This is a genomic window from Prauserella endophytica, from assembly GCF_005146945.1.
Taxonomy (GTDB): domain Bacteria; phylum Actinomycetota; class Actinomycetes; order Mycobacteriales; family Pseudonocardiaceae; genus Prauserella_A; species Prauserella_A endophytica.
The window spans coordinates 750,961-769,933 of sequence record NZ_SWMS01000001.1; the positions used below are offsets into that span (position 1 = coordinate 750,961).

Below are 18,973 nucleotides of genomic sequence, written 5' to 3' on the forward strand. Positions count from 1 at the left end.
ACCTTGATCGCATCATCGTGGCTGCTGGTCGCGTTCCCGGCGCTCGGCGCGCTCATCCTGCTGGCAGGCGGTAAGCGGACCAACGCGTGGGGGCACCTGCTCGGGTGCGCGACGGTCATCGCGTCATTCGTCTACGGCCTGGTGCTGTTCTTCTCCGAGTCCTTCGAGCAGGCCGGTGACACCACGGTCTACTCGTGGATCCCGGTGGAGGCGCTGCAGGTCGACTTCGGACTGCGCATCGACGCGCTGTCGGTGACGTTCGTGCTGCTGATCACGGGTGTCGGGTCGCTGATCCACATCTACTCGATCGGCTACATGGCCGACGACGCCGACCGGCGCCGGTTCTTTGGCTTCCTGAACCTGTTCGTCGCCTCGATGCTCGTACTGGTGCTGGGTAACAGCTTCGTGACGCTGTACCTCGGCTGGGAGGGTGTCGGCCTCGCGTCCTACCTGCTGATCGGCTGGTACCAGGACCGCCCGTCCGCGGCCACCGCGGCGAAGAAGGCGTTCCTGATGAACCGCGTCGGTGACGTCGGCCTCGCGCTCGCGATCTTCCTGATGTTCAAGTACATCGGCAGCACCGGCTACGAAGAGGTGTTCGCGGGCATCGGCGACGTCTCGCCTGCCGTGGTCACCGCGATCGGCCTGCTGCTCCTGCTCGGCGCGTGCGGCAAGTCGGGCCAGTTCCCGCTGCAGGCGTGGTTGCCAGACGCGATGGAGGGCCCCACCCCGGTGTCGGCCCTGATCCACGCGGCGACGATGGTGACCGCCGGGGTCTACCTCGTTGCCCGCTCGGCGCCGATCTACAACCTCACCGAGGACGGCAGGCTCGTCGTCACCCTAGTCGGCGCGTTCACGCTCCTGCTCGGGTCGATCATCGGCTGTGCCTACGACGACATCAAGAAGGTGCTCGCGTACTCCACGGTGAGCCAGATCGGGTACATGATGCTGGCCGTCGGGCTCGGCCCGTTCGGCTACGCGCTGGGCATCGCGCACCTGCTCACGCACGGCTTCTTCAAGGCGGGGCTCTTCCTCGGGGCCGGTTCGGTCATGCACGCCATGAACGACGAGGTCGACATGCGCAAGTTCGGCGGCCTCTACAAGAAGATGCCGATCACGTTCGCGACGTTCGGACTGGGTTACCTCGCGATCATCGGCTTCCCGTTCCTGTCCGGCTTCTACACCAAGGACGCGATCATCGAGGCCGCGTTCGGCCAGGAAGGCTGGCGCGGCTGGGTGTTCGGCGGCTCGGCGCTGCTGGCGGCCGGGATCACCGGTTTCTACATGACCCGCCTTGTGTTGCTGACGTTCTTCGGCAAGGAGCGCTGGCGCCAGACGAAGTCGGCCGACGGCAGGGAGTTCCACCCGCACGAGTCGCCCGCGGTGATGACCGCACCGATGATCGTGCTCGCGGTGGGCTCCGTCGCCGCCGGTGCGCTGCTGATCAGCGGCGACACGCTCGCCGACTTCCTGGCGCCCTCGGTGGGCGAACTGGCCGAGGGCGAGCACGGCGTGCTGCCGCACGCGCTCGTCCCGTGGCTCACCGTGCTGATCTCCGCGCTCGGTGTGGGCCTCGCCTGGATGTTGTTCGGCCGCAGGGACACCGCGATCGAGCGTCCGCGGAACGTGGCGTGGCCGGTGCGGGCCGCTCGCAAGGACCTGTACGGCAACGCGCTCAACGAGGCGCTGGTCGCCACGCCGAGCCTGTGGGCTACGCGCTTCGCGGTGTTCCTCGACAACCGGGGCGTTGACGGCGCGGTCAACGGGCTCGCCGCCGCGCTCGGCGGCGGGTCGGGCCGAATGCGCAGACTCCAGACCGGGTTCGTCCGCTCGTATGCGCTGTCGATGCTCGGCGGCTCGGTGCTGATCGTCGCCGCACTGCTGATGGTGAGGTTCTCATGACCTGGCTACTGGCCCTGATCCTTCTGCCGCTGGCCGGCGCGCTCGTCGTCGCCGGGCTGCGGTCAAACGACCGGCTGGCGACGCTTGCCGCGCTCGCGGTGTCCACTGCGGAACTCGCGCTGATCGTGCCGTTCTGGCTCGCCTACGACCCGGCGGGCGAGCGCATCCAGCAGGCGTCCTCGATGGAGTGGATCCCGACCTTCGGCATCCACATCTCGTTCGGCACCGACGGCATCTCGCTCATCATGATCGCCGTGATCGCGCTGCTGGTGCCGATCATCATCGGCACGCTGAACTCCACCGGGAAGCTGCCGGAGGGGCGTAGCGCGGGCGGGTTCCTCTCGCTGGTGCTGGTGCAGGAGGCGCTGACCATCGCCGTGTTCGCGGCGACCGACGTGTTCCTGTTCTACGTGCTCTTCGAGATCATGCTGATCCCGATGTACTTCCTCATCGGTGGCTACGGCGGCGCCAACCGCCAGTACGCGGCGGTAAAGTTCTTCCTCTACTCGTTCCTCGGCGGCCTGATCATGCTGGCCTCGGCGATCGGCGCGTACTCGCTCGCCTCCGACGAGCTGGGCCAGGGCACCTTCGACTGGGCCACGCTCGTCGAGGTGGTGCGCGACGCCCCGGCGAGCACGCAGATCTGGCTGTTCCTCGGCTTCTTCCTCGCGTTCGCGATCAAGGCGCCGCTGGTGCCGTTCCACACCTGGCTGCCTGACGCGGCCGGGCAGGCGCCGATCGGCGTCACCGTGCTGCTCGTCGGCGTGCTCGACAAGGTCGGCACGTTCGGCTTCCTGCGCTACTGCCTGCCGATGTTCCCCGAGGCCAGCGAACGGCTCGCGCCGCTCGTCCTCGTGCTCGCCGTCGCCGGTGTGATCTACGGCTCCGTGCTCGCGGCGGGCCAGCAGGACATGAAGCGCTTCGTCGCCTACGTCTCCATCGCGCACTTCGGCTTCATCGCGCTCGGGATCTTCGCGTTCACGCCGCAGTCGGTGGTGGGCTCGGCGACGTACATGCTCAACCACAGCCTCGCCACCGGCATGCTGATCATCGTCGTCGGCATCATCGCCGCGCGCGGCGGTTCCACGCGGATCTCCGACTACGGCGGCATGGCGAAGGTGACCCCGATCCTCGGCGGCATGCTCCTGATCGCCGGTCTGTCCACATTGTCCCTGCCGGGCACGAACTCGTTCATCAGCGAGTTCCTGGTCCTGCTTGGCTCGTTCGAAACGAGGCCCGTCTACGCGATCATCGCGACGGTCGGCATGGTGCTCGCCGCCGCGTACGTGCTGTGGCTGTACCAGCGGATCATGACGGGTCCGGTACGTGGTGACGCGCTCATCGGCGCCGGCGGGGGACCCGGGACGGCGGTGGCCCCCGAAGCCGGGGCGAAGAAGGCCATCCGTGATCTGTCGGTGAAGGAGATCGCGGTACTCGCGCCACTGGTGGTGCTGATCGTCGGCCTCGGCTTCTACCCGAAGCCGGTGCTCGACACGGTCACGCCGTCGGTGGAAGCGACCCTCACAGCGGTGCAGGAAAGGTAATCCCAGCCGTGAACGTTTTTCTCGCCCAGCAGGCGGACCGCATCGAAGCGCCCGCCATCGACTACGCGGCCATCCTGCCGATGCTGATCATCCTCGGCGCCGCGTGCATCGGCGTGCTGTTCGAGGCGTTCCTGCCCAAGCACCAGCGGTGGCCGGGGCAGGTCGTGCTGAGCCTGCTCGCCATCGCCGCGGCCGGGGTCGCACTCGGCGCCTACGTCGGCGACTCGCCCGCACGCGGCGTCACCACTCTCAGCGGCACGCTGTCGGTCGACAAGCCCGCGCTGTTCCTCTGGGGCACGCTGCTCGCGCTCGCGCTCGGCGCGGTGCTGCTGATCGCCGACCGGTCCATCGAGCCGGGCGGCGCGTTCGTGGCGCAGGCCGGGATCTCGCCCGGCACCGTGCAGGACCGCGCGCAGGTCGGCTCCACCGGCATGCAGACCGAGGTGTTCCCGCTGGCGCTGTTCGCGCTCGGCGGGATGATGGCGTTCTGCTCGGCCAACGACCTGCTGACGATGTTCATCGCGCTCGAGGTGCTGAGCCTGCCGCTGTACCTGATGTGCGGGCTCGCGCGCCGGCGGCGGCTGCTCTCGCAGGAGGCCGCGGTCAAGTACTTCCTGCTCGGTGCGTTCGCGAGCGCGTTCTTCCTCTACGGCCTCGCGCTGCTCTACGGCTACGCGGGCTCGGTGCGGCTCGCCGACATCGCCAACGCCACCGCGGGCACCGACCGCTCCGACACGCTGCTCTTCGCCGGTCTCGGCCTGCTGATGGTCGGCCTGCTGTTCAAGGGCTCTGTGGGCCCGTTCCACACCTGGACCCCCGACGTCTACCAGGGCGCGCCGACGCCGGTGACGGCGTTCATGGCGGCGTGCACGAAGGTCGCCGCGTTCGGCGGGATGCTGCGGGTGCTGACGGTCGCTTTCGAGTCGACCAGCTGGGAGTGGCGCGGCGTACTCTGGGGCGTCGCGATCATCTCGATGGTGATCGGCGCCGTGCTCGGCCTCACCCAGACCGACGTCAAACGCATGATCGCGTACTCGTCCATCGCGCACGCCGGGTTCCTGCTGGTCGGCACGATGGCGCTGACCGAGGACGGCCTGTCCGGCACGCTGTTCTACCTGCTGGCCTACGGCTTCACCACCATCGCCGCATTCGGTGTGGTCTCGCTGGTGCGCGACTCCACAGGCGAGGCGACGCACCTGTCGGCGTGGGCGGGCCTGGCGAAACGGTCGCCCCTGCTCGCCGCCGTGTTCACGTTCCTGCTCCTCGCACTCGCCGGCATCCCGCTGACGAGCGGTTTCGTGGGCAAGTTCGTGGTGTTCTCGGCGGCCCTTTCCGACGGCATGGCGCCGCTGGTGGTGATCGCGCTCGTGTTCAGCGCCGTCGCGGCGTTCTTCTACCTGCGTGTCGTGGTGCTGATGTACTTCTCGGAGCCGGCCCCGGACGGTCCGACGGTCACCGTGCCCGGCGCGTTCACCACGGCCGCGATCACGCTCGGCGTGGTGGTGACCCTGCTGCTCGGCGTGCTCCCGGCGTTCGCGCTGAACTGGGCGGGCGCCGGCGGCTTCGCCCTCAGCTGAGGCCGGCCCTGACGGCGGCGAGCCGGGCGGCCAGCTGCCCCGGCTCGCCGGCGAACACCGTCAGGTGCCCGCCTTCGGTGTGCGCGAAGCCGAGCCTGCCGGTGTCGCTGTCGAGGTAGCCGACGGGCGTCGGTGCCTCCACGCGCTCCCCGCCGCCCGCGCGGCGAGCGACGTGCAGGAAGCCCATGCCATGGGGACTCTCCAGCAGTCCGGCGAGGCCGCCGAGATCGTCCTTCGGCAGGGAGAACGTCTCGACGTGCGCGGGCCGGTAGCGGGGGAGCTGCCCGGCGAGCACGGTCGGGTAGTCGCGGTCGCCGAGCGAGCGCAGGTGAACCGTCCGGTCGCGGTGCCGGGCGAGGACGGCAGAGCGTCCCCGGATGGCGACGAGCACGCCGTACTGCGCGTCTCCGTTGCGGATGTGGGCGAAGTACTCGGTGTGTGGCCGGTCGAGCACGTGCAGCACGTCCTCGAAGTCCGGATCGAGACCCTTGCCGACCGTGAGCCCCTGTTCGGTGAGTTGCTCGAACGCCTCGCGGTCCACCCGCCGGGCCGCCGAAGGCGGGACATAACGGGCACCGCCGGAGAAGATCGCGTGCGGCTCCCCGCAGCCGGCCCACGTCATGGCCGTGAGCAGGGTGTGCAGCGGCAGCTCTGCCGCACCCGTCCAGAACACGGCTAGTTGGTCTTGCGCTCGCCGAGCACCGGCGGCGTGATCTTCTCGACCGGCCCCGCGAACGTCTCGTCGGGATCGGGGTTGCGCAGGTACGCAGGCGGAGTGCGCTCCTTGTCCTCCTCCTTGCCGCGTCCGCCGCCGACGGCGCCCATGGGCATGCCGGTGGAGCCGCGTGGACCGGCTCCGGCGCTCTGGGCGGTGCCACCGCGGGTGGCCGTCTCGCCCGGCACCCCCGTGCCGGTGGCCCGGCCGGGAGGGGGCGCGGCCTGCCCGCCCTGCCCCGGAGAGCCGGGAGTGCCCGGTGCGCCGGGTATGCGGGCGAACCCGTTGCCGGTGCCTGTTCCGGGTCCTGCTCCTGTTCCCGCTCCCGCGCGTGGGCCGGTGCCGGGGGCGGGTGGGTAGCCGGCGTAGGGATTGGGCGGAGCCCACGGCCCGTTGCCGGTGTTGAGGTGGTTGATGGGCTTGCCGGTGGGTCCGAACTGGTAGTCGGGCTGGGAGGTGACCGGCGGGTTGACGGGCTGGGGCCGGTAGGCGGCGGCGTGGGTGCCCTCGTCGGCGGAGGTGTCCCCGGCGTGGCCGCCGGTGTTGCCCCCTGGAACGTCGCCGACCCTGCCGCCGGTGCTGCCGACCGGCGTGGTGGTGCCGCCGACCGGCGTGGTGGTGCTGCCGACCGGCCTCCCCTGAGGGCTGCCGACGCTCCCACCGGTGACCGGAGCGGGCCGCACGCCGCCGACGACGGGAGCCGAGGTGGTGTCCCTCGTCGTGGTGGCTTCCTTGCCGGAGGTGCCGTCGATGATGCCGACGGGTGCGCCGAGGTCAGCGAGGGAGGCGTAACTGGCGGGCATGGTCTCGCCGTTGGCGGTACTGGCCTGGTGGTAGGCGGCGAACGCCTGCACGTTGGCCTGGCTGTCGGTGTTGTACTGGTCGAGCTTGGCCTGGTAGGAGTTCTGCCCCTGCATGAAGGAGACGAAGTCGTCTGCGGTGATGGCGGGCGGATCGGCGGAAACGGGCACCACGCTGTTGCTCACGGTGCCGAACGCGCTGATCTGGTCGGTGACGGCCCGATCGGCGATGTCGAGGTACTTGCTGTCCACATCGGACGCCTTGGCGAGCGGCCAGGCGGCATTGGCGGCGGCACTCCCACCCTCACCCTGCCACCCGGCGTCGATCTGCCCGGCAAGCTTGGCAACCTCGTCAGCACACTCCTGCAGCTCCTTGCGGAGGTCGGCGTTGACACTTTGCGCCGACTGGAGTGGGTCGGTGCCGACGCCCCCTGTGATCTGCTCGTAGATCTCGGCAGCGGTCAGTGGTCCTTCGGTCGCCATGTCAGTTCCTTGCCTTGATATTGCCGATCACCGCGGTCGTCACTTCATATGCGGCCTCGCAGGGGTCGACCTGCCCGACCTTGTCCTCGCCGAGCAGGACATTGACGTTCACACTGGTTTCGTCGCTGGTCCCGACGCGCACCGTGCAATCGCCACCGGCGCGGTTGTCGTCGAGTTGATAAGCCACGGCCGGATAACCGTTGGCAGGTGGGAGCTCTTCGAAGTACTCGTAGGCATCACGGTTTGCGTACAGAGCTCGAAGGCCGGTGTTCGTCGCGTCGGGGAGCGCGACGTGGATGCCGGATACGCTAGTTCCCTTGCGCCAAGCACACTCCGGGCCTGCGGACGCCTCAAGATCGGGTGTCGCCACGTTGCCCTCACCGAAGAATTCTTCGACTTGCTCGGGTGTCAAGGCTTCGCAGGGCGCCGCGCGTAGGTAGGAGATGTCGAGTGGCTGGTCGATAGCAGGTATCGCTGAGTCGGGGGTCGAAGCCGTCTCCGTCGGAGTGCTGGTGGAGGAATCTGCTGGCCTGGCCTCCCCGGGCTCCGGATTCGAGCACGCTGCGATCGGTAGCAAGCCGAGGGTGGCTGCTCCGACCAGAGCAAGACAGCGCCACGACGGCGTTGCACAGCGGACGCTCACCCGAACTTCCCTTCCGATTTGCCTCCGGTGATCGTGGCCTCTTCGTCGGCGACGCGATACGCCGAGTTGGCGGCGCGGAATCGCTCCGCCATGTCTTCGCAATACCGCGTGCGTTGCTGAAGTGCGCGGGCGAGTTCGCGGGCCGAGGATCGAACGCGTTCGGCGTTGCCCTCACTCGCGTACTCGAGGCCCGGTCCGTTGACTTCATTCAGCATCTCCGCGCGAACCCGGGCGTTGCGGAACTTGTCCGCCAGGTCGTCCCACTTGTTCGCCAGGGCCTTGAGCTGTTCCGCGTCGAAGGCGAAGCCTGGACCCGTGTTCGGGCCGCTGCCGCCTGCCTGGGACGCCCACGGGACCGTGCCGCCGGACTGGTTCGGTGCCGGGTCCTGCGGGGTCGGCACGTAGACCTTCGGGTCCGGCATGGCATGGCCCCGGATTTCCTTGGCCATCGCGCCCCCTCCACTATGACCGTTACGCCGTGAATACGCTCTGTGCCCGTCCTCGCAACGTAGCACGCTATCCACACTCGCACTGCCGATTCCGCGAGGTTGGCGCGCAAGCGCTTGCGCCGACATGTCGCCAGCATCACGATTCCGCTGGTCCGGAGGGTCATCGACCGTTGATCCGTTGCCATTAGGCTGGTGGCGATCGTTACCCAGTGCCGAGAGGGCGGAACCGACGTGTCAGTGCGTGATGGCGCCATCGAGGACTTGCGCGCCGCGGTCGGGCTGCAGATCGCCGACGAGGAACTGCTCCGAGACCTCGCGGGTGGCTTGCACGACGTCGAGGAACTGCTGCGCGAGGTCGTCCGCAGTGACGTGCAGGCCGTCAACGAGGCCGCTCGGCACCTGGTCGAGGCCGGTGGCAAGCGCTTCCGCCCACTGTTCACGCTGCTGGCGTCCCAGTTCGGCAAGGGGGGCCGTGAAGCGGTGATCACCGCCGCCGCCGCGGTCGAGCTCGTGCACCTCGCCACGCTCTACCACGACGACGTGATGGACGAGGCCACCATGCGGCGCGGCGCCCCGAGCGTCAACGCCCGCTGGGACAACACCGTCGCCATTCTGACGGGCGACTTCCTCTTCGCCCACGCGTCGCGCCTCGTGGCCGATCTCGGCACCGACGCGGCGCGCATCACCGCCGAGACGTTCAGCGAGCTGGTGACCGGCCAGATGCGCGAGACGGTAGGGCCCGGCGACGGCGAGGATCCCGTCGCGCACTACCTGTCGGTGATCGCGCAGAAGACCGGTTCCCTGATCGCCACGGCCGGCCGCTTCGGCGGGATGCTCTCCGACGCCTCGCAGGAGCACATCGACGCGCTGCGCCGCTTCGGCGAGATCATCGGTACCGCGTTCCAGATCTCCGACGACATCATCGACATCGACTCGCCGTCCCACGAGCTGGGCAAGTCGCAGGGCACCGACCTCCGCGAGGGCGTGCGCACACTGCCGATGCTGTACGAGCTCGCCGAGGACCGGCCCGACCCGAGGCTTGCCGAGCTGCTTCGCGGGCCACTCGACGACGACGCGCTGATCGAGGAGGCGCTCGGCCTGCTTCGCACGTCGCGCGGTCTCGAGCGCGCGAGGGCCACCCTTTCCGACTACGCTCAGCGCGCGAGGACGGAGCTGGCAGCGTTGCCGCCGTCTCCGGCGCGGGATGCCTGCGAGTCGGTGGCCGACTACCTCGTCGCACGCACCCACTAGGGAGGACAGCGCGAGTATGTCCATTTTCGGGCAGGTCTGGGTGTTCAGCGCGGTGGCGTTCGTGCTGGGCGCTCTGCTGGCCTGGCTCTTCCTGGTCAAGCCGGCCCAGAAGCGCATCCGAGAGCTGGAGCGCAGACTCGCCGCGGCCGAGAGCGCACCCGTTCCCGCCCCGGTCAACGCTCCGGCTCCGGCTCCCGAGACCAGGACGCTCGCGCCCCCGGCTGAGCGGGAGGCGGAGGAGCCGGTGGCACCCATGCCGTCGACCCGCCACTTCGAGCCTGCCGAGTCGGAGCCCGAGGCCGCCGAGATGACGCAGCACATCGCCCCGGTGACCGACTGGCCCGAGCGCGACAGCCTCCAGGAGTACCGGTCGCGGCAGCCGAAGCAGGATGAGCGGCAGCCCGCCGAGGACGACTTCCACCTGGCCGACCAGCCGTGGGACCTGGAGCCGCAGGAGCAGGCCGGCGTCTCCTCGGTCCTCGACGGCGGCCGCGACACCGGGCAGGGACGGCACGGGCAGCCCGAGGAGCAGCCGGCTGACCACAGCGAGCCGGAGCCGTACGAGGAGCAGCCTGCCGGCCGGCACAGCGAGCGGGAGCCCGAGCCGCACCACGAGCCCGAGCCCTATCGCGAGCCCGAGCGGTACGAGGAGCCAGAGGCCTACCGCGAGCCGGAGCCTGAACCGCAGCCCGAACCGGAACCTCGCCCGGCTCCCCGCAAGGCCCCCAGCCTGTTCGAACCGGTGCCGTTCGACCTGGAGGACGAGCAGCCCGAGCCGGAGCGCCGGGAGCCCGAGGCCCCACCGACGTACGCCTTCGGCGAGCCCGGTGCCACGCCCGATGCCGAGGACGCCGTTGAGCAGACGCAGGTGCTGCCCAAGCGCCAGCCGAGGAAGTCGCCGCTCGGTGGGTTCGAGCCGCCGAGGCCGATCCAGCCTTCGATGCGTCCGGTCGAGCGGCGGGAGCCGGAGTCCGATGGCGGCATGCACAGCGGCTCGCTCTTCGAGCCCGCGGTGGCCCCCGGCGGCGCGGCGCCGCCTGCCCGTGAGTCCACACCGGACAGTGAACTTCCCCCTGGTCCCTTCGGACCCGGCTCGGCGATGCCGCGTCCCGGTGGTGGGAGGCCGTCGGAGGAGTTCGCCGTCAAGGCCAGCGTCACGGCGCTGCGCTACTGCACGGAGGACTCGGCGCAGTTCCCACGCATGGTGGCCGAGGTGTGGTTCCGCACGCCCGCCGACGCCGAGCGCGTCGGCTTCCGCCCGCTGTCGTAGAAGCTCCACCGGCGCAGTCCTCAAAAGCCCCCAAGGCCACCTTTGTTGCGCTCAACGCAACGAAGGTGGCCTTGGGGGCGTTGGCGGGTCCAGCGGGGTCAGGCGACCGTCCAGGTGTCCTTGCCGGTGAGGAGTGCCTGCAGGTTCGGGGCCTTGGCCTGTGCGGCCTGCTCGACCTGTGCGCGGGCCTGGTCGTCGTAGGTGGGCCGCTCGACCTGGCGGAAGACGCCGGTCGGCGTGTGGTTGAGGTTCTGGTCGCCGATCCGGGACAGTGCGAACGCGTAGGACGTGTCCTGGATCGTCGGGTCGTGGACCACGAGGTCGTTCTCGCCGATGTCGGCGACCTTGCCGACCTCGAAGCCGCCCCAGCCGCTGCGCGTGACGCCGTACTCGCCCTCGGGGCCGAAGCGGATCGGCTCGCCCGGCTTGAGCGGGATGATCCGCTGGGCGGCCTCGTCCTTGTCCTTGAGCACGTCGAACGCACCGTCGTTGAAGATCGGGCAGTTCTGGTAGATCTCCACGAACGCGGAGCCGCGGTGCTGGGCGGCGGCGGTCAGTACCTCGGTGAGGCCCTTCTTGTCGCTGTCGAGCGCGCGGCCCACGAACGACGCCTCCGCGCCGATCGCGAGCGAGACGGGGTTGAACGGCGTGTCCAGCGAGCCCATGGGGGTGGACTTGGTGACCATGCCCTGGTCGGACGTCGGCGAGTACTGGCCCTTGGTCAGCCCGTAGATCCGGTTGTTGAACAGGAGGATCTTGAGGTTGACGTTGCGGCGCAGCGTGTGGATCAGGTGGTTGCCTCCGATGGAGAGCGCGTCGCCGTCACCGGTCACGACCCACACGGAGAGGTCCGGACGAGTGGTGGCGAGGCCCGTGGCGATCGCGGGGGCCCGGCCATGGATGGAGTGCATCCCGTACGTGTTCATGTAGTACGGGAAGCGGCTGGAGCAGCCGATGCCCGACACGAACACGATGTTCTCGCGCTTGAGGCCCAGCGTCGGCAGGAACGACTGGATGGTGTTGAGCACGACGTAGTCGCCGCAGCCGGGGCACCAGCGCACTTCCTGGTCGGACTTGTAGTCCTTGGCCTTCTGCGGTTCGTCCGTCGTGGGGACGAGGTCCAGCCCGCCGAGACGGGGTAGGCCAAGGTCGGTGGCGGTCATCAGCGCGCGACCTCCTTGCTGCTGGTGATGATGTCGGTGAAGACGCCCTCGAGCTCCTCGGCCTTGAACGGAAGCCCGGCGATCTTCGTGTAGGAGTTGACGTCCACGAGGTACTTGGCGCGCAGCAGCATCGCCAGCTGGCCGAGGTTCATCTCCGGCACCACGACCGTGTCGTAGCGGGAGAGGACCTCGCCGAGGTTCGCGGGCAGCGGGTTGAGGTGGCGCAGGTGCGCCTGCGCGATCGGCAGGCCCTTCTTGCGGACCCGCCGAGCCGCCGCGCCGATCGGTCCGTAGGACGAGCCCCAGCCCAGTGCCAGCACGCGCGCCTCGCCACCCGAAGGGTCGTCGACCACGACGTCGGGCACGTCGATGCCGTCGATCTTGGCCTGGCGCAACCGCACCATCTTCTCGTGGTTGTCGGGGTCGTAGGAGATGTTGCCCTTGCCGTCGGCCTTCTCGAGGCCACCGATGCGGTGTTGCAGACCAGGCGTGCCGGGCACCGCCCACTCGCGGGCCAGCGTCTCCGGGTCGCGCACGTACGGCCAGTGCTCACCGGAGCCGTCCGGCGCGTTCGGTTCGGTGGCGAATTCCACCGAGAGGTCCGGCAGCGTGCTGACATCGGGGATGAGCCACGGCTCGGAGCCGTTGGCGATCGCGCCGTCGGACAGCAGCAGCACCGGGGTGCGGTAGGTCAGCGCGATCCGGGTGGCCTCGAGCGCTGCGTCGAAGCAGTCCGCCGGCGAGCACGGCGCGATGATCGGCACCGGCGACTCGCTGTTGCGTCCGAACATCGCCTGCAGCAGGTCGGCCTGCTCGGTCTTGGTCGGCAGACCCGTCGAGGGCCCACCGCGCTGCACGTCGATCACGATCAGCGGCAGTTCGGTCATCACGCCGAGGCCGATGGTCTCCGACTTGAGCGCGATCCCGGGGCCCGAGGTGGAGGTGACTCCCAGCGCACCGCCGTAGGCGGCGCCGAGCGCGGCGCCGATGCCGGCGATCTCGTCCTCGGCCTGGAACGTGGTGATGCCGAAGTTCTTGTGCTTCGACAGCTCGTGCAGGATGTCCGACGCCGGGGTGATCGGGTAGGTGCCGAGCAGGATCGGCAGCTTGGCGAGCTGGCCGGCCGCGACGATGCCGTAGGCGAGCGCCGTGTTGCCGGTGATCTGCCGGTAGGTGCCCTGCTCGAGTTTCGCGGGGGCCACCTCGAAGGTCGTCGCGAACGACTCGGTGGTCTCGCCGTAGTTCCAGCCAGCGCGGAAGGCCAGGATGTTGGCCTCGGCGATGTCGGGCTTCTTGGCGAACTTCTCGCGCAGGAAGCGTTCGGTGCCCTCGGTCGGCCGGTGGTACATCCACGACAGCAGACCCAGCGCGAACATGTTCTTGCAGCGCTCGGCGTCCTTCTTGCCGAGGCCGGTGTCGGCGAGCGCGCCCTGCGTGAGGGTCGACATCGCCACGCGGTGCACCTCGTACGCCGAGAGCGAGTCGTCGGCGAGTGGGTCGGAGTCGTAGCCGACCTTGGTGAGGTTGCGCTTGGAGAACTCGTCGGTGTTGACGATGACGGTCCCACCGTGTGGAACGTCGCCGAGGTTCGCTTTCAGCGCGGCGGGGTTCATCGCCACCAGCACGTCGGGGCGGTCGCCGGGCGTGAGGATGTCGTAGTCGGCGAAATGCACCTGGAAGCTCGACACGCCGGGGATCGTGCCCTGGGGCGCCCTGATCTCGGCGGGGAAGTTCGGCAGGGTCGCCAGGTCGTTGCCGAAGGCCGCCGCCTCCGAGGTGAACCGGTCGCCCGTCAGCTGCATGCCGTCGCCGGAGTCACCGGCGAAGCGGATGACGACTCGATCGAGCTGGCTGACCTCGGTGGGTCGCGTCGCCGACAGCGCGCCAGTGCCACTGCCGTTCGCACTCGTGCTCATGGGCCAGGAAATCCCTCTCTCACGACTGGGCGCGCACAGCGCTAATACTTCGAGATTACTTGCTGTTTGGGTGGGGCCGAGAGCGGTGTGATCTGCCTTACCAGCGAGCGGCGGTGGCGGCCCGGCGGATCCCAGTGCATGAGATCACGTCTCAGGGTTCGGCGGCCGCTCCAGCAGGGTCGAGAGCACCACGGTGGACACGGTGCGGTCGATGATCTCCAACCCGCGTAGTCGCTCCAACGCGGATTCGAGGTGGTGAATGTCGGCTGCCCGCAAGTGCACGATCGCATCGGCTGCTCCGGACACAGTGTAGGCCGCAACGACCTCGGGCAGTGGTTCGAGGTGCGTGCGGATCCTGGCAGGTGAGACGTTGCCCTGGCAGTGGACCTCCACGAACGCCTCGGTGCCCCAGCCGAGCGCCTCGGGATCCACCACCGCCGTGAAGCCGCGCAGTACGCCCGTGTCGACCAGCCGGTCGACCCGGCGTTTCACCGCGGGAGCCGACAGCCCCACCACCTTGCCGATCTCCGCGTAGCTCGACCGCGCATTGGAGACAAGGCACGAAACGATTCGCTGATCCAACGTGTTCATGCGCAACATTCTGCACATATACGCGCAATCAACATCGATTGCTTGCGGGTTCGGGCGAGCATACATTCGAATCATGACGGAAGCCCCGCCGCTGCCCGTGCGTGTCCCGACGCCTCGCCACTACCTGATGTGCCCGCCGCGGTACTTCGCCGTCGAGTACGCGATCAACCCGTGGATGGACCCGAGCATGCCCGTCGACGTCGACCGCGCGCTCGCGCAGTGGACGGAGCTGCGGGACACCTACCGCAGGCTCGGGCACACCGTCGACGAGGTGCCGCCGGAGCCGGGGCTGCCCGACATGGTGTTCGCCGCCAACTCGGGCACCGTGATCGACGGACGCGTGCTCGGCGCGCGGTTCCGTGCGCCGCAGCGGGCCGCTGAGGCCGAGCACTTCCGCCGCTGGTTCGTGGAGCACGGCTACCGCGACGTGACGATGCCGAGGCAGGTCAACGAGGCCGAGGGTGACTTCGCCTGGACGGGCAGGCTGCTGCTCGCGGGCACGGGGTTCCGCACCGACCCCGCGGCGCACGCGGAGGCGCAGGAAACGCTGGGCGTTCCGGTGGTGTCGCTAAGGCTCACCGACCCGCGCTACTACCACCTGGACACGGCGTTGTTCGTGCTCAGCGAGGCCACCGAGGCGGCGCCCGCGCGCGTGGCGTACTACCCCGGGGCGTTCTCGCGCGGCTCCCGCCGAGTGCTGGAGCGGCTGTTCCCCGACGCCGTGCTCGCGACGGCGGCCGACGCCGCGTGCTTCGGGCTCAACGCGGTGTCCGACGGCCGCAACGTGGTGCTGCCGGTCGAGGCGACGGCGCTGGCCGACCGGCTCGCCGCGCTGGGCTACGAGCCGGTGTTCGTCGACATCTCGGAGCTGCGCAAGGCCGGCGGCGGCCCGAAGTGCTGCACGCTGGAGCTCCGCAAGTAACCCGTCACCCCGACCGCAGTGAAGGCCACCTTCACTGCGTTGAACGCAGGCATGGTGGCCTTCACTGCGGTTGGCGGAGCCGGGTGAGGCGTCTGGTGAGCAGGCCTTTGCGCGGGGCGAAGAGGAGGGCCAGCAGGAAGAGGGCTCCCGCGGTGAGTCCGATGGTGCCCGGGATGGACGTGTCGAACGTGACCGCGGCGCGCTGGCCTCCGAACGCGCTGAGCCAGCCGACCGCCACGGCGACCACGAGCATCGTGCCGACGCGCCGCACCAGCAGCCGTGCCGTGGACGCCGGCATCACGAAGAACGTGATCACCAGGATCGCGCCGACGCTGTCGAAGGCCACCACCGCGAGCCCCGCCACGGCCACCAGCAGCACCTGGTTCACCAGCCGCCCGCGCAGGCCGCCCAGTTCGGCGAAGTCCGGGTCGAACGTGCTCGCCTGCAGCGGCCGCCACAGCAGGGTCACGAGGAGCACCGTCGCGAGCGTCGCGCCGCCGGTGATCACCAGCGAGCGGGGCACGTCGGCGCCGGCGATCTCGATCGTGCGCAGCGGCGCGAACGTCACGTCGCCGAAGATCGCCGAGTCGAGGTCGATGTGCGCGCCCGAGGCGAACCGGCTGATCAGCAGGATTCCCATCGAGAACAGGGCGGGGAAGACGAGTGCGAGTGCCGCGTCGGAGCCGACGATGCCGGTGCGCCGAAGCCAGTCGAACCCGGCCACGCAGGCGACGCCGAACGCCGTCGCGCCGAGCACGGTCGCGAGCGACGCGCGCTCGCCGGTCAGCAGGAAGATCAGCACGATTCCCGGCAGCACCGCGTGGCTCACCGCGTCGGGTAGCAGCGCCTGCCGCCGCAGCACGAGAAAGCTGCCGAGCAGCGCACAGGCCGTGGAGAGCAGCCCCGTGATCACGACGATCATGACGTCATCGGGCGACACGGGTCCTCCTCCGCCTCATCCTCGCGACGATGCCCCTGCGCGGCGCGAACGTCACCGACAGCACCGCGACGGCGGTCGCCAGCAGCACGATCACCGGCCCCGCCGGGAGTTCCGCGCGTCCGGACAGGACCCCGCCGACCGCACCGCACGCTGCGCCCACCGCGCCGGAGAGTGGCACGAGCGTGGAGAGCCGCTTGGTGAGCTGTCGCGCCGTCACCACCGGGGCCACGAGCAGCGCCACCATCAGGATCGCGCCGACCGTGCGCACTCCGAGCACCACGGCGAGGGCGAGCAGGCCGGTGCTCGCGGCGTCGACCGCCCACGTCGGCACCCCGGCGACCGACGTGAACCCGGGGTCGAACGTCGCGGAGCGCACCAGCCGGAAGCCCACCAGCAGCACGGCGAGCGCCGCCGCGCCGAGCGCGAGCGCGAGCACGATGTCGCGTTCGGTGAGGCCCGCGGCCTGGCCGAGCAGGTAGGAGTTGAGCCCGGCCTGCTCGCTGTTGCCGCTGCCCGCGATGTGGGTCAGCAGCACGATGCCGAGCGTCAGCGACACCGAGAGCACCACGCCGATCGCGGCGTCGGGCCGCAGCCGGCCCGTGCGTTCCAGCGCGATCATCGCGAACGCCGCGAGCGCGGCGGAGATCGTGGCGCCGAGCAGCAGCACCTCGGGCACCTTCGCGCCCGTGACCAGGAACGCGACCGCGACACCCGCGAGCGTGCCGTGGCTCATGGCGTCGCCGAACATGCTGCGCTGGCGCAGCACCGCGAGCGGACCGAGCGCGCCGGCGACGAACCCGACCACGGCGGTGCCGACCACCACCACCGCGTCGGGGTAGGACAGCGGGAGCGCGTCGAGGAGCCAGCCGATCATCGGTTCAGCGCCAGCGGGGCCATGCCGTAAGCGCGCTCCAGGTGCTCTGCGGTGAGTACGTCCGCCGGCGCGCCCGCGGCGATCACGGTGCCCGCGAGCAGCACGGCGTGGTCGAACCGGTCGAGCACGGTGCGCAGGTCGTGGTGCACGGCGATCACGGACCGGCCGTTCTCGCACAGCGACGTGAGCACCTCAAGCAGCGCCGACTCCGTGCGCGCGTCGACGGCCGTGAACGGCTCGTCGAGAATGATCAAATCCGCGCCCTGCGCGAGCGCGCGGGCGAGGAAGACCCGCTGCCGCTGCCCTCCGGACAGCTCGTCGATGGGGCTGTCGGCGAGGTCGGCTACGTTCACCTGCTCCATCGCGGCGGCCACCAGCTCGTCGTCGTGGCGGGTGAGCCTGCGCAACCAGCCCCGGTGCGGGTAGCGGCCCATCTCCACCACCTGGACGGCGGTGATGGGGAAGTCCTGCGCGACGCTGTCCTGCTGCGGCACGTACGCGACCCGGCGGCGGACGCGCCGCAGCGGTTCGCCGAGCAGCGCGACGTGCCCGCGCACCGACGGCACGAGCCCCAGCGCGGCCTTGACCATCGTCGACTTGCCGGCGCCGTTGGGGCCGACGACGGCGGACAGCGTGGCGGGAGGGATCTCCACGCTGACGCCGTCGAGCACGGTGCGTCCGCCGTAGGAGGCGCTCACCTCGTGCAGTGCCAGCGCGGACGGTGGCCGCACCACGGTCGTTGTCATCGCAGTCCCTCCACGAGCGTCTCGGCGTTGGCGCGCACCATGCCGAGGTAGGTGCCCTCGGGGGTGCCGTCGGCGCCGGCGGCGTCGGAGAACAGCTCGCCGCCGATCCGGATGTCGCTGCCTTGCCTGCGGGCCGCCGCGAGCACCGAGTCGAGCGTCTGTCTCGGCACGCTCGACTCGACGAACACCGAGCGCACCCCGCTCGAGGCGATGTCGGCGGCGACGCGCGAGATGTCGGCCGTGGTCGCCTCCTGCTGCGTGGAGATCCCCTGGATCGCGACGACTTCCATGCCGAATGCCCTCCCGAAGTAGCGGAACGCGTCGTGCGAGGTGACGAGCTGCCGGTGCGCCGGCGGGATCCGCTCGATCATCCTGTGCACCTGCGCGGCCATCGCGAGCACGTCGGCGCGGTAGGCGGCGCCGTTGCGGCGGTAGTCCACGGCGTGCTCGGGGTCGAGCTTCGCGAGCTCGTCGGTGACGGAGTCGACCACGTGGACCCACAGGTACGGGTCGAACCAGACGTGCGGGTCGTGCTCCTCCTCCGGGGCCGCGCCTGCCGGAGGGGAGAGCAGCTTCTCCTTGGGAATGGCCTCGCCCGCGAAGAGCACCGGTTTGGTCCTGGCGATCTCGTCCAACGTCTGTTGCAGCGACCCTTCGAGGTAGAGCCCGACGGCGACCACCGCGTCCGCCTCGCGCATCTCGGTCAGGTCGCTCGCCTTGGCCTGGTACAGGTGGGGGTCGACCCCGGGGCCCATGAGCCGCACGGTCTCGACGTGCTCGCCGCCGATGCGGCGCACGGTGTCGTCGAGGAAGTTCGTGGTGGTGACCAGGCGCAGGCCCTCGTGCGCGGGATCGGCGCCCGGCTGCATGGCGTAGCCGACGGCGCAGGAGAGGGCCAGCACGAACACGGCCGCGAGCGCGACGAGCAGCCGCGCGTCGCGCCTGCGCGCGTGCCGCCTGCGGCGCGCGCTCTCACTGATCCGCTCGGTGTCCATCGCCCTTCCCAAAGTTCGGTATGCCGAACTTTAGCGTACGCCGCGTCGAAGACAACCATGGCGGCGAATGTCTCACAGTCATTCCCCGTTTTCGGAAATGCGGAAACGAGACAGGTCTCATTTGGGAATCGCATTGCCGCGCTGTCCGAATTCGCTGTAACAACGGCCTACTGGCCCGCGAATCAGGCTTTG

At 69.8% G+C, this 18,973-nt stretch carries 17 protein-coding genes; 6 read left to right on the forward strand and 11 right to left on the reverse strand.

Translation table 11 applies throughout. The features are described 5' to 3' along the window. Positions 1-3 precede the first annotated feature (3 nt). The 3 genes from nuoL to nuoN are packed head-to-tail and all read left to right on the forward strand — an operon-like array spanning position 4 to position 5,023. A complete protein-coding gene (nuoL, locus tag FCN18_RS03805; RefSeq protein ID WP_112266534.1) occupies positions 4-1,902 on the forward strand; it encodes an NADH-quinone oxidoreductase subunit L in 1,899 nt (632 codons plus the stop codon). Continuing rightward, complete coding sequence (locus FCN18_RS03810; protein WP_137093242.1) at positions 1,899-3,446, forward strand: NADH-quinone oxidoreductase subunit M; 1,548 nt, start codon at positions 1,899-1,901, stop codon at positions 3,444-3,446. Before nuoL ends, FCN18_RS03810 begins: the two co-directional genes overlap by 4 nt. An 8-nt stretch (positions 3,447-3,454) precedes the next feature. Then, positions 3,455-5,023, forward strand: a complete 1,569-nt coding sequence (gene nuoN / locus FCN18_RS03815) for an NADH-quinone oxidoreductase subunit NuoN (protein ID WP_112266538.1) — start codon at positions 3,455-3,457, stop codon at positions 5,021-5,023. On the opposite strand, the gene FCN18_RS03820 is transcribed toward nuoN, so the two are convergent. The 4 genes from FCN18_RS03820 to FCN18_RS38980 are packed head-to-tail and all read right to left on the reverse strand — an operon-like array spanning position 5,016 to position 8,113. Beyond that, the gene (locus FCN18_RS03820; RefSeq protein ID WP_228713612.1) at positions 5,016-5,696 is read right to left on the reverse strand and encodes an ESX secretion-associated protein EspG; all 681 of its coding nucleotides are present in this window, start codon (positions 5,694-5,696) and stop codon (positions 5,016-5,018) included. The two genes, nuoN and FCN18_RS03820, sit on opposite strands and share 8 nt — an antisense overlap. Before the next feature lie 2 nt (positions 5,697-5,698). Next, on the reverse strand, positions 5,699-7,021 hold the full coding sequence (locus tag FCN18_RS03825) for a PPE domain-containing protein (RefSeq protein WP_137093244.1): 1,323 nt from the start codon (positions 7,019-7,021) through the stop codon (positions 5,699-5,701). 1 nt (position 7,022) lies between these two features. Further along, a complete protein-coding gene (locus FCN18_RS03830; RefSeq protein WP_158303028.1) occupies positions 7,023-7,664 on the reverse strand; it encodes a DUF3558 domain-containing protein in 642 nt (213 codons plus the stop codon). Then, positions 7,661-8,113 carry a hypothetical protein gene (locus FCN18_RS38980; RefSeq protein ID WP_158303029.1) on the reverse strand — a complete coding sequence of 151 codons (453 nt, stop codon included), beginning with the start codon at positions 8,111-8,113 and terminating at the stop codon, positions 7,661-7,663. The genes FCN18_RS03830 and FCN18_RS38980 overlap by 4 nt, the downstream gene beginning before the upstream one ends. Positions 8,114-8,344: 231 nt before the next feature. On the opposite strand from FCN18_RS38980, the gene FCN18_RS03835 reads away from it, so the two are divergent. Continuing rightward, on the forward strand, positions 8,345-9,364 hold the full coding sequence (locus tag FCN18_RS03835) for a polyprenyl synthetase family protein (RefSeq protein ID WP_112266545.1): 1,020 nt from the start codon (positions 8,345-8,347) through the stop codon (positions 9,362-9,364). Between the two features lie 16 nt (positions 9,365-9,380). Continuing rightward, positions 9,381-10,634, forward strand: a complete 1,254-nt coding sequence (locus FCN18_RS03840; RefSeq protein WP_113642009.1) for a sunset domain-containing protein — start codon at positions 9,381-9,383, stop codon at positions 10,632-10,634. A 98-nt stretch (positions 10,635-10,732) separates the two neighbouring features. On the opposite strand, the gene FCN18_RS03845 is transcribed toward FCN18_RS03840, so the two are convergent. The 3 genes from FCN18_RS03845 to FCN18_RS03855 all read right to left on the reverse strand — a co-directional run bounded on the left by FCN18_RS03845 (position 10,733) and on the right by FCN18_RS03855 (position 14,304). Then, positions 10,733-11,797 carry a 2-oxoacid:ferredoxin oxidoreductase subunit beta gene (locus tag FCN18_RS03845; protein WP_137093246.1) on the reverse strand — a complete coding sequence of 355 codons (1,065 nt, stop codon included), beginning with the start codon at positions 11,795-11,797 and terminating at the stop codon, positions 10,733-10,735. Then, complete coding sequence (locus FCN18_RS03850) at positions 11,797-13,713, reverse strand: 2-oxoacid:acceptor oxidoreductase subunit alpha (protein WP_112266549.1); 1,917 nt, start codon at positions 13,711-13,713, stop codon at positions 11,797-11,799. The genes FCN18_RS03845 and FCN18_RS03850 overlap by 1 nt, the downstream gene beginning before the upstream one ends. 144 nt (positions 13,714-13,857) lie before the next feature. Next, positions 13,858-14,304, reverse strand: a complete 447-nt coding sequence (locus tag FCN18_RS03855; RefSeq protein ID WP_112266550.1) for an Lrp/AsnC family transcriptional regulator — start codon at positions 14,302-14,304, stop codon at positions 13,858-13,860. 73 nt (positions 14,305-14,377) lie between these two features. Here FCN18_RS03855 and ddaH point away from each other — a divergent pair, with 73 nt between their 5' ends. After that, a complete protein-coding gene (ddaH, locus tag FCN18_RS03860; RefSeq protein WP_228713614.1) occupies positions 14,378-15,226 on the forward strand; it encodes a dimethylargininase in 849 nt (282 codons plus the stop codon). Between the two features lie 61 nt (positions 15,227-15,287). On the opposite strand, the gene FCN18_RS03865 is transcribed toward ddaH, so the two are convergent. Genes FCN18_RS03865 through FCN18_RS03880 form a run of 4 tightly spaced genes read right to left on the reverse strand, consistent with a single transcriptional unit; the run spans position 15,288 to position 18,781 of the window. Continuing rightward, positions 15,288-16,166, reverse strand: coding sequence for a metal ABC transporter permease (locus tag FCN18_RS03865; RefSeq protein ID WP_137093248.1), 879 nt, complete (start codon positions 16,164-16,166; stop codon positions 15,288-15,290). Beyond that, positions 16,153-17,040, reverse strand: a complete 888-nt coding sequence (locus FCN18_RS03870) for a metal ABC transporter permease (RefSeq protein WP_113642013.1) — start codon at positions 17,038-17,040, stop codon at positions 16,153-16,155. Before FCN18_RS03870 ends, FCN18_RS03865 begins: the two co-directional genes overlap by 14 nt. Further along, on the reverse strand, positions 17,037-17,786 hold the full coding sequence (locus FCN18_RS03875) for a metal ABC transporter ATP-binding protein (protein WP_112266553.1): 750 nt from the start codon (positions 17,784-17,786) through the stop codon (positions 17,037-17,039). Before FCN18_RS03875 ends, FCN18_RS03870 begins: the two co-directional genes overlap by 4 nt. Next, positions 17,783-18,781, reverse strand: a complete 999-nt coding sequence (locus FCN18_RS03880) for a metal ABC transporter solute-binding protein, Zn/Mn family (protein WP_137093251.1) — start codon at positions 18,779-18,781, stop codon at positions 17,783-17,785. The genes FCN18_RS03875 and FCN18_RS03880 overlap by 4 nt, the downstream gene beginning before the upstream one ends. Between the last annotated feature and the right edge of the window lie 192 nt (positions 18,782-18,973).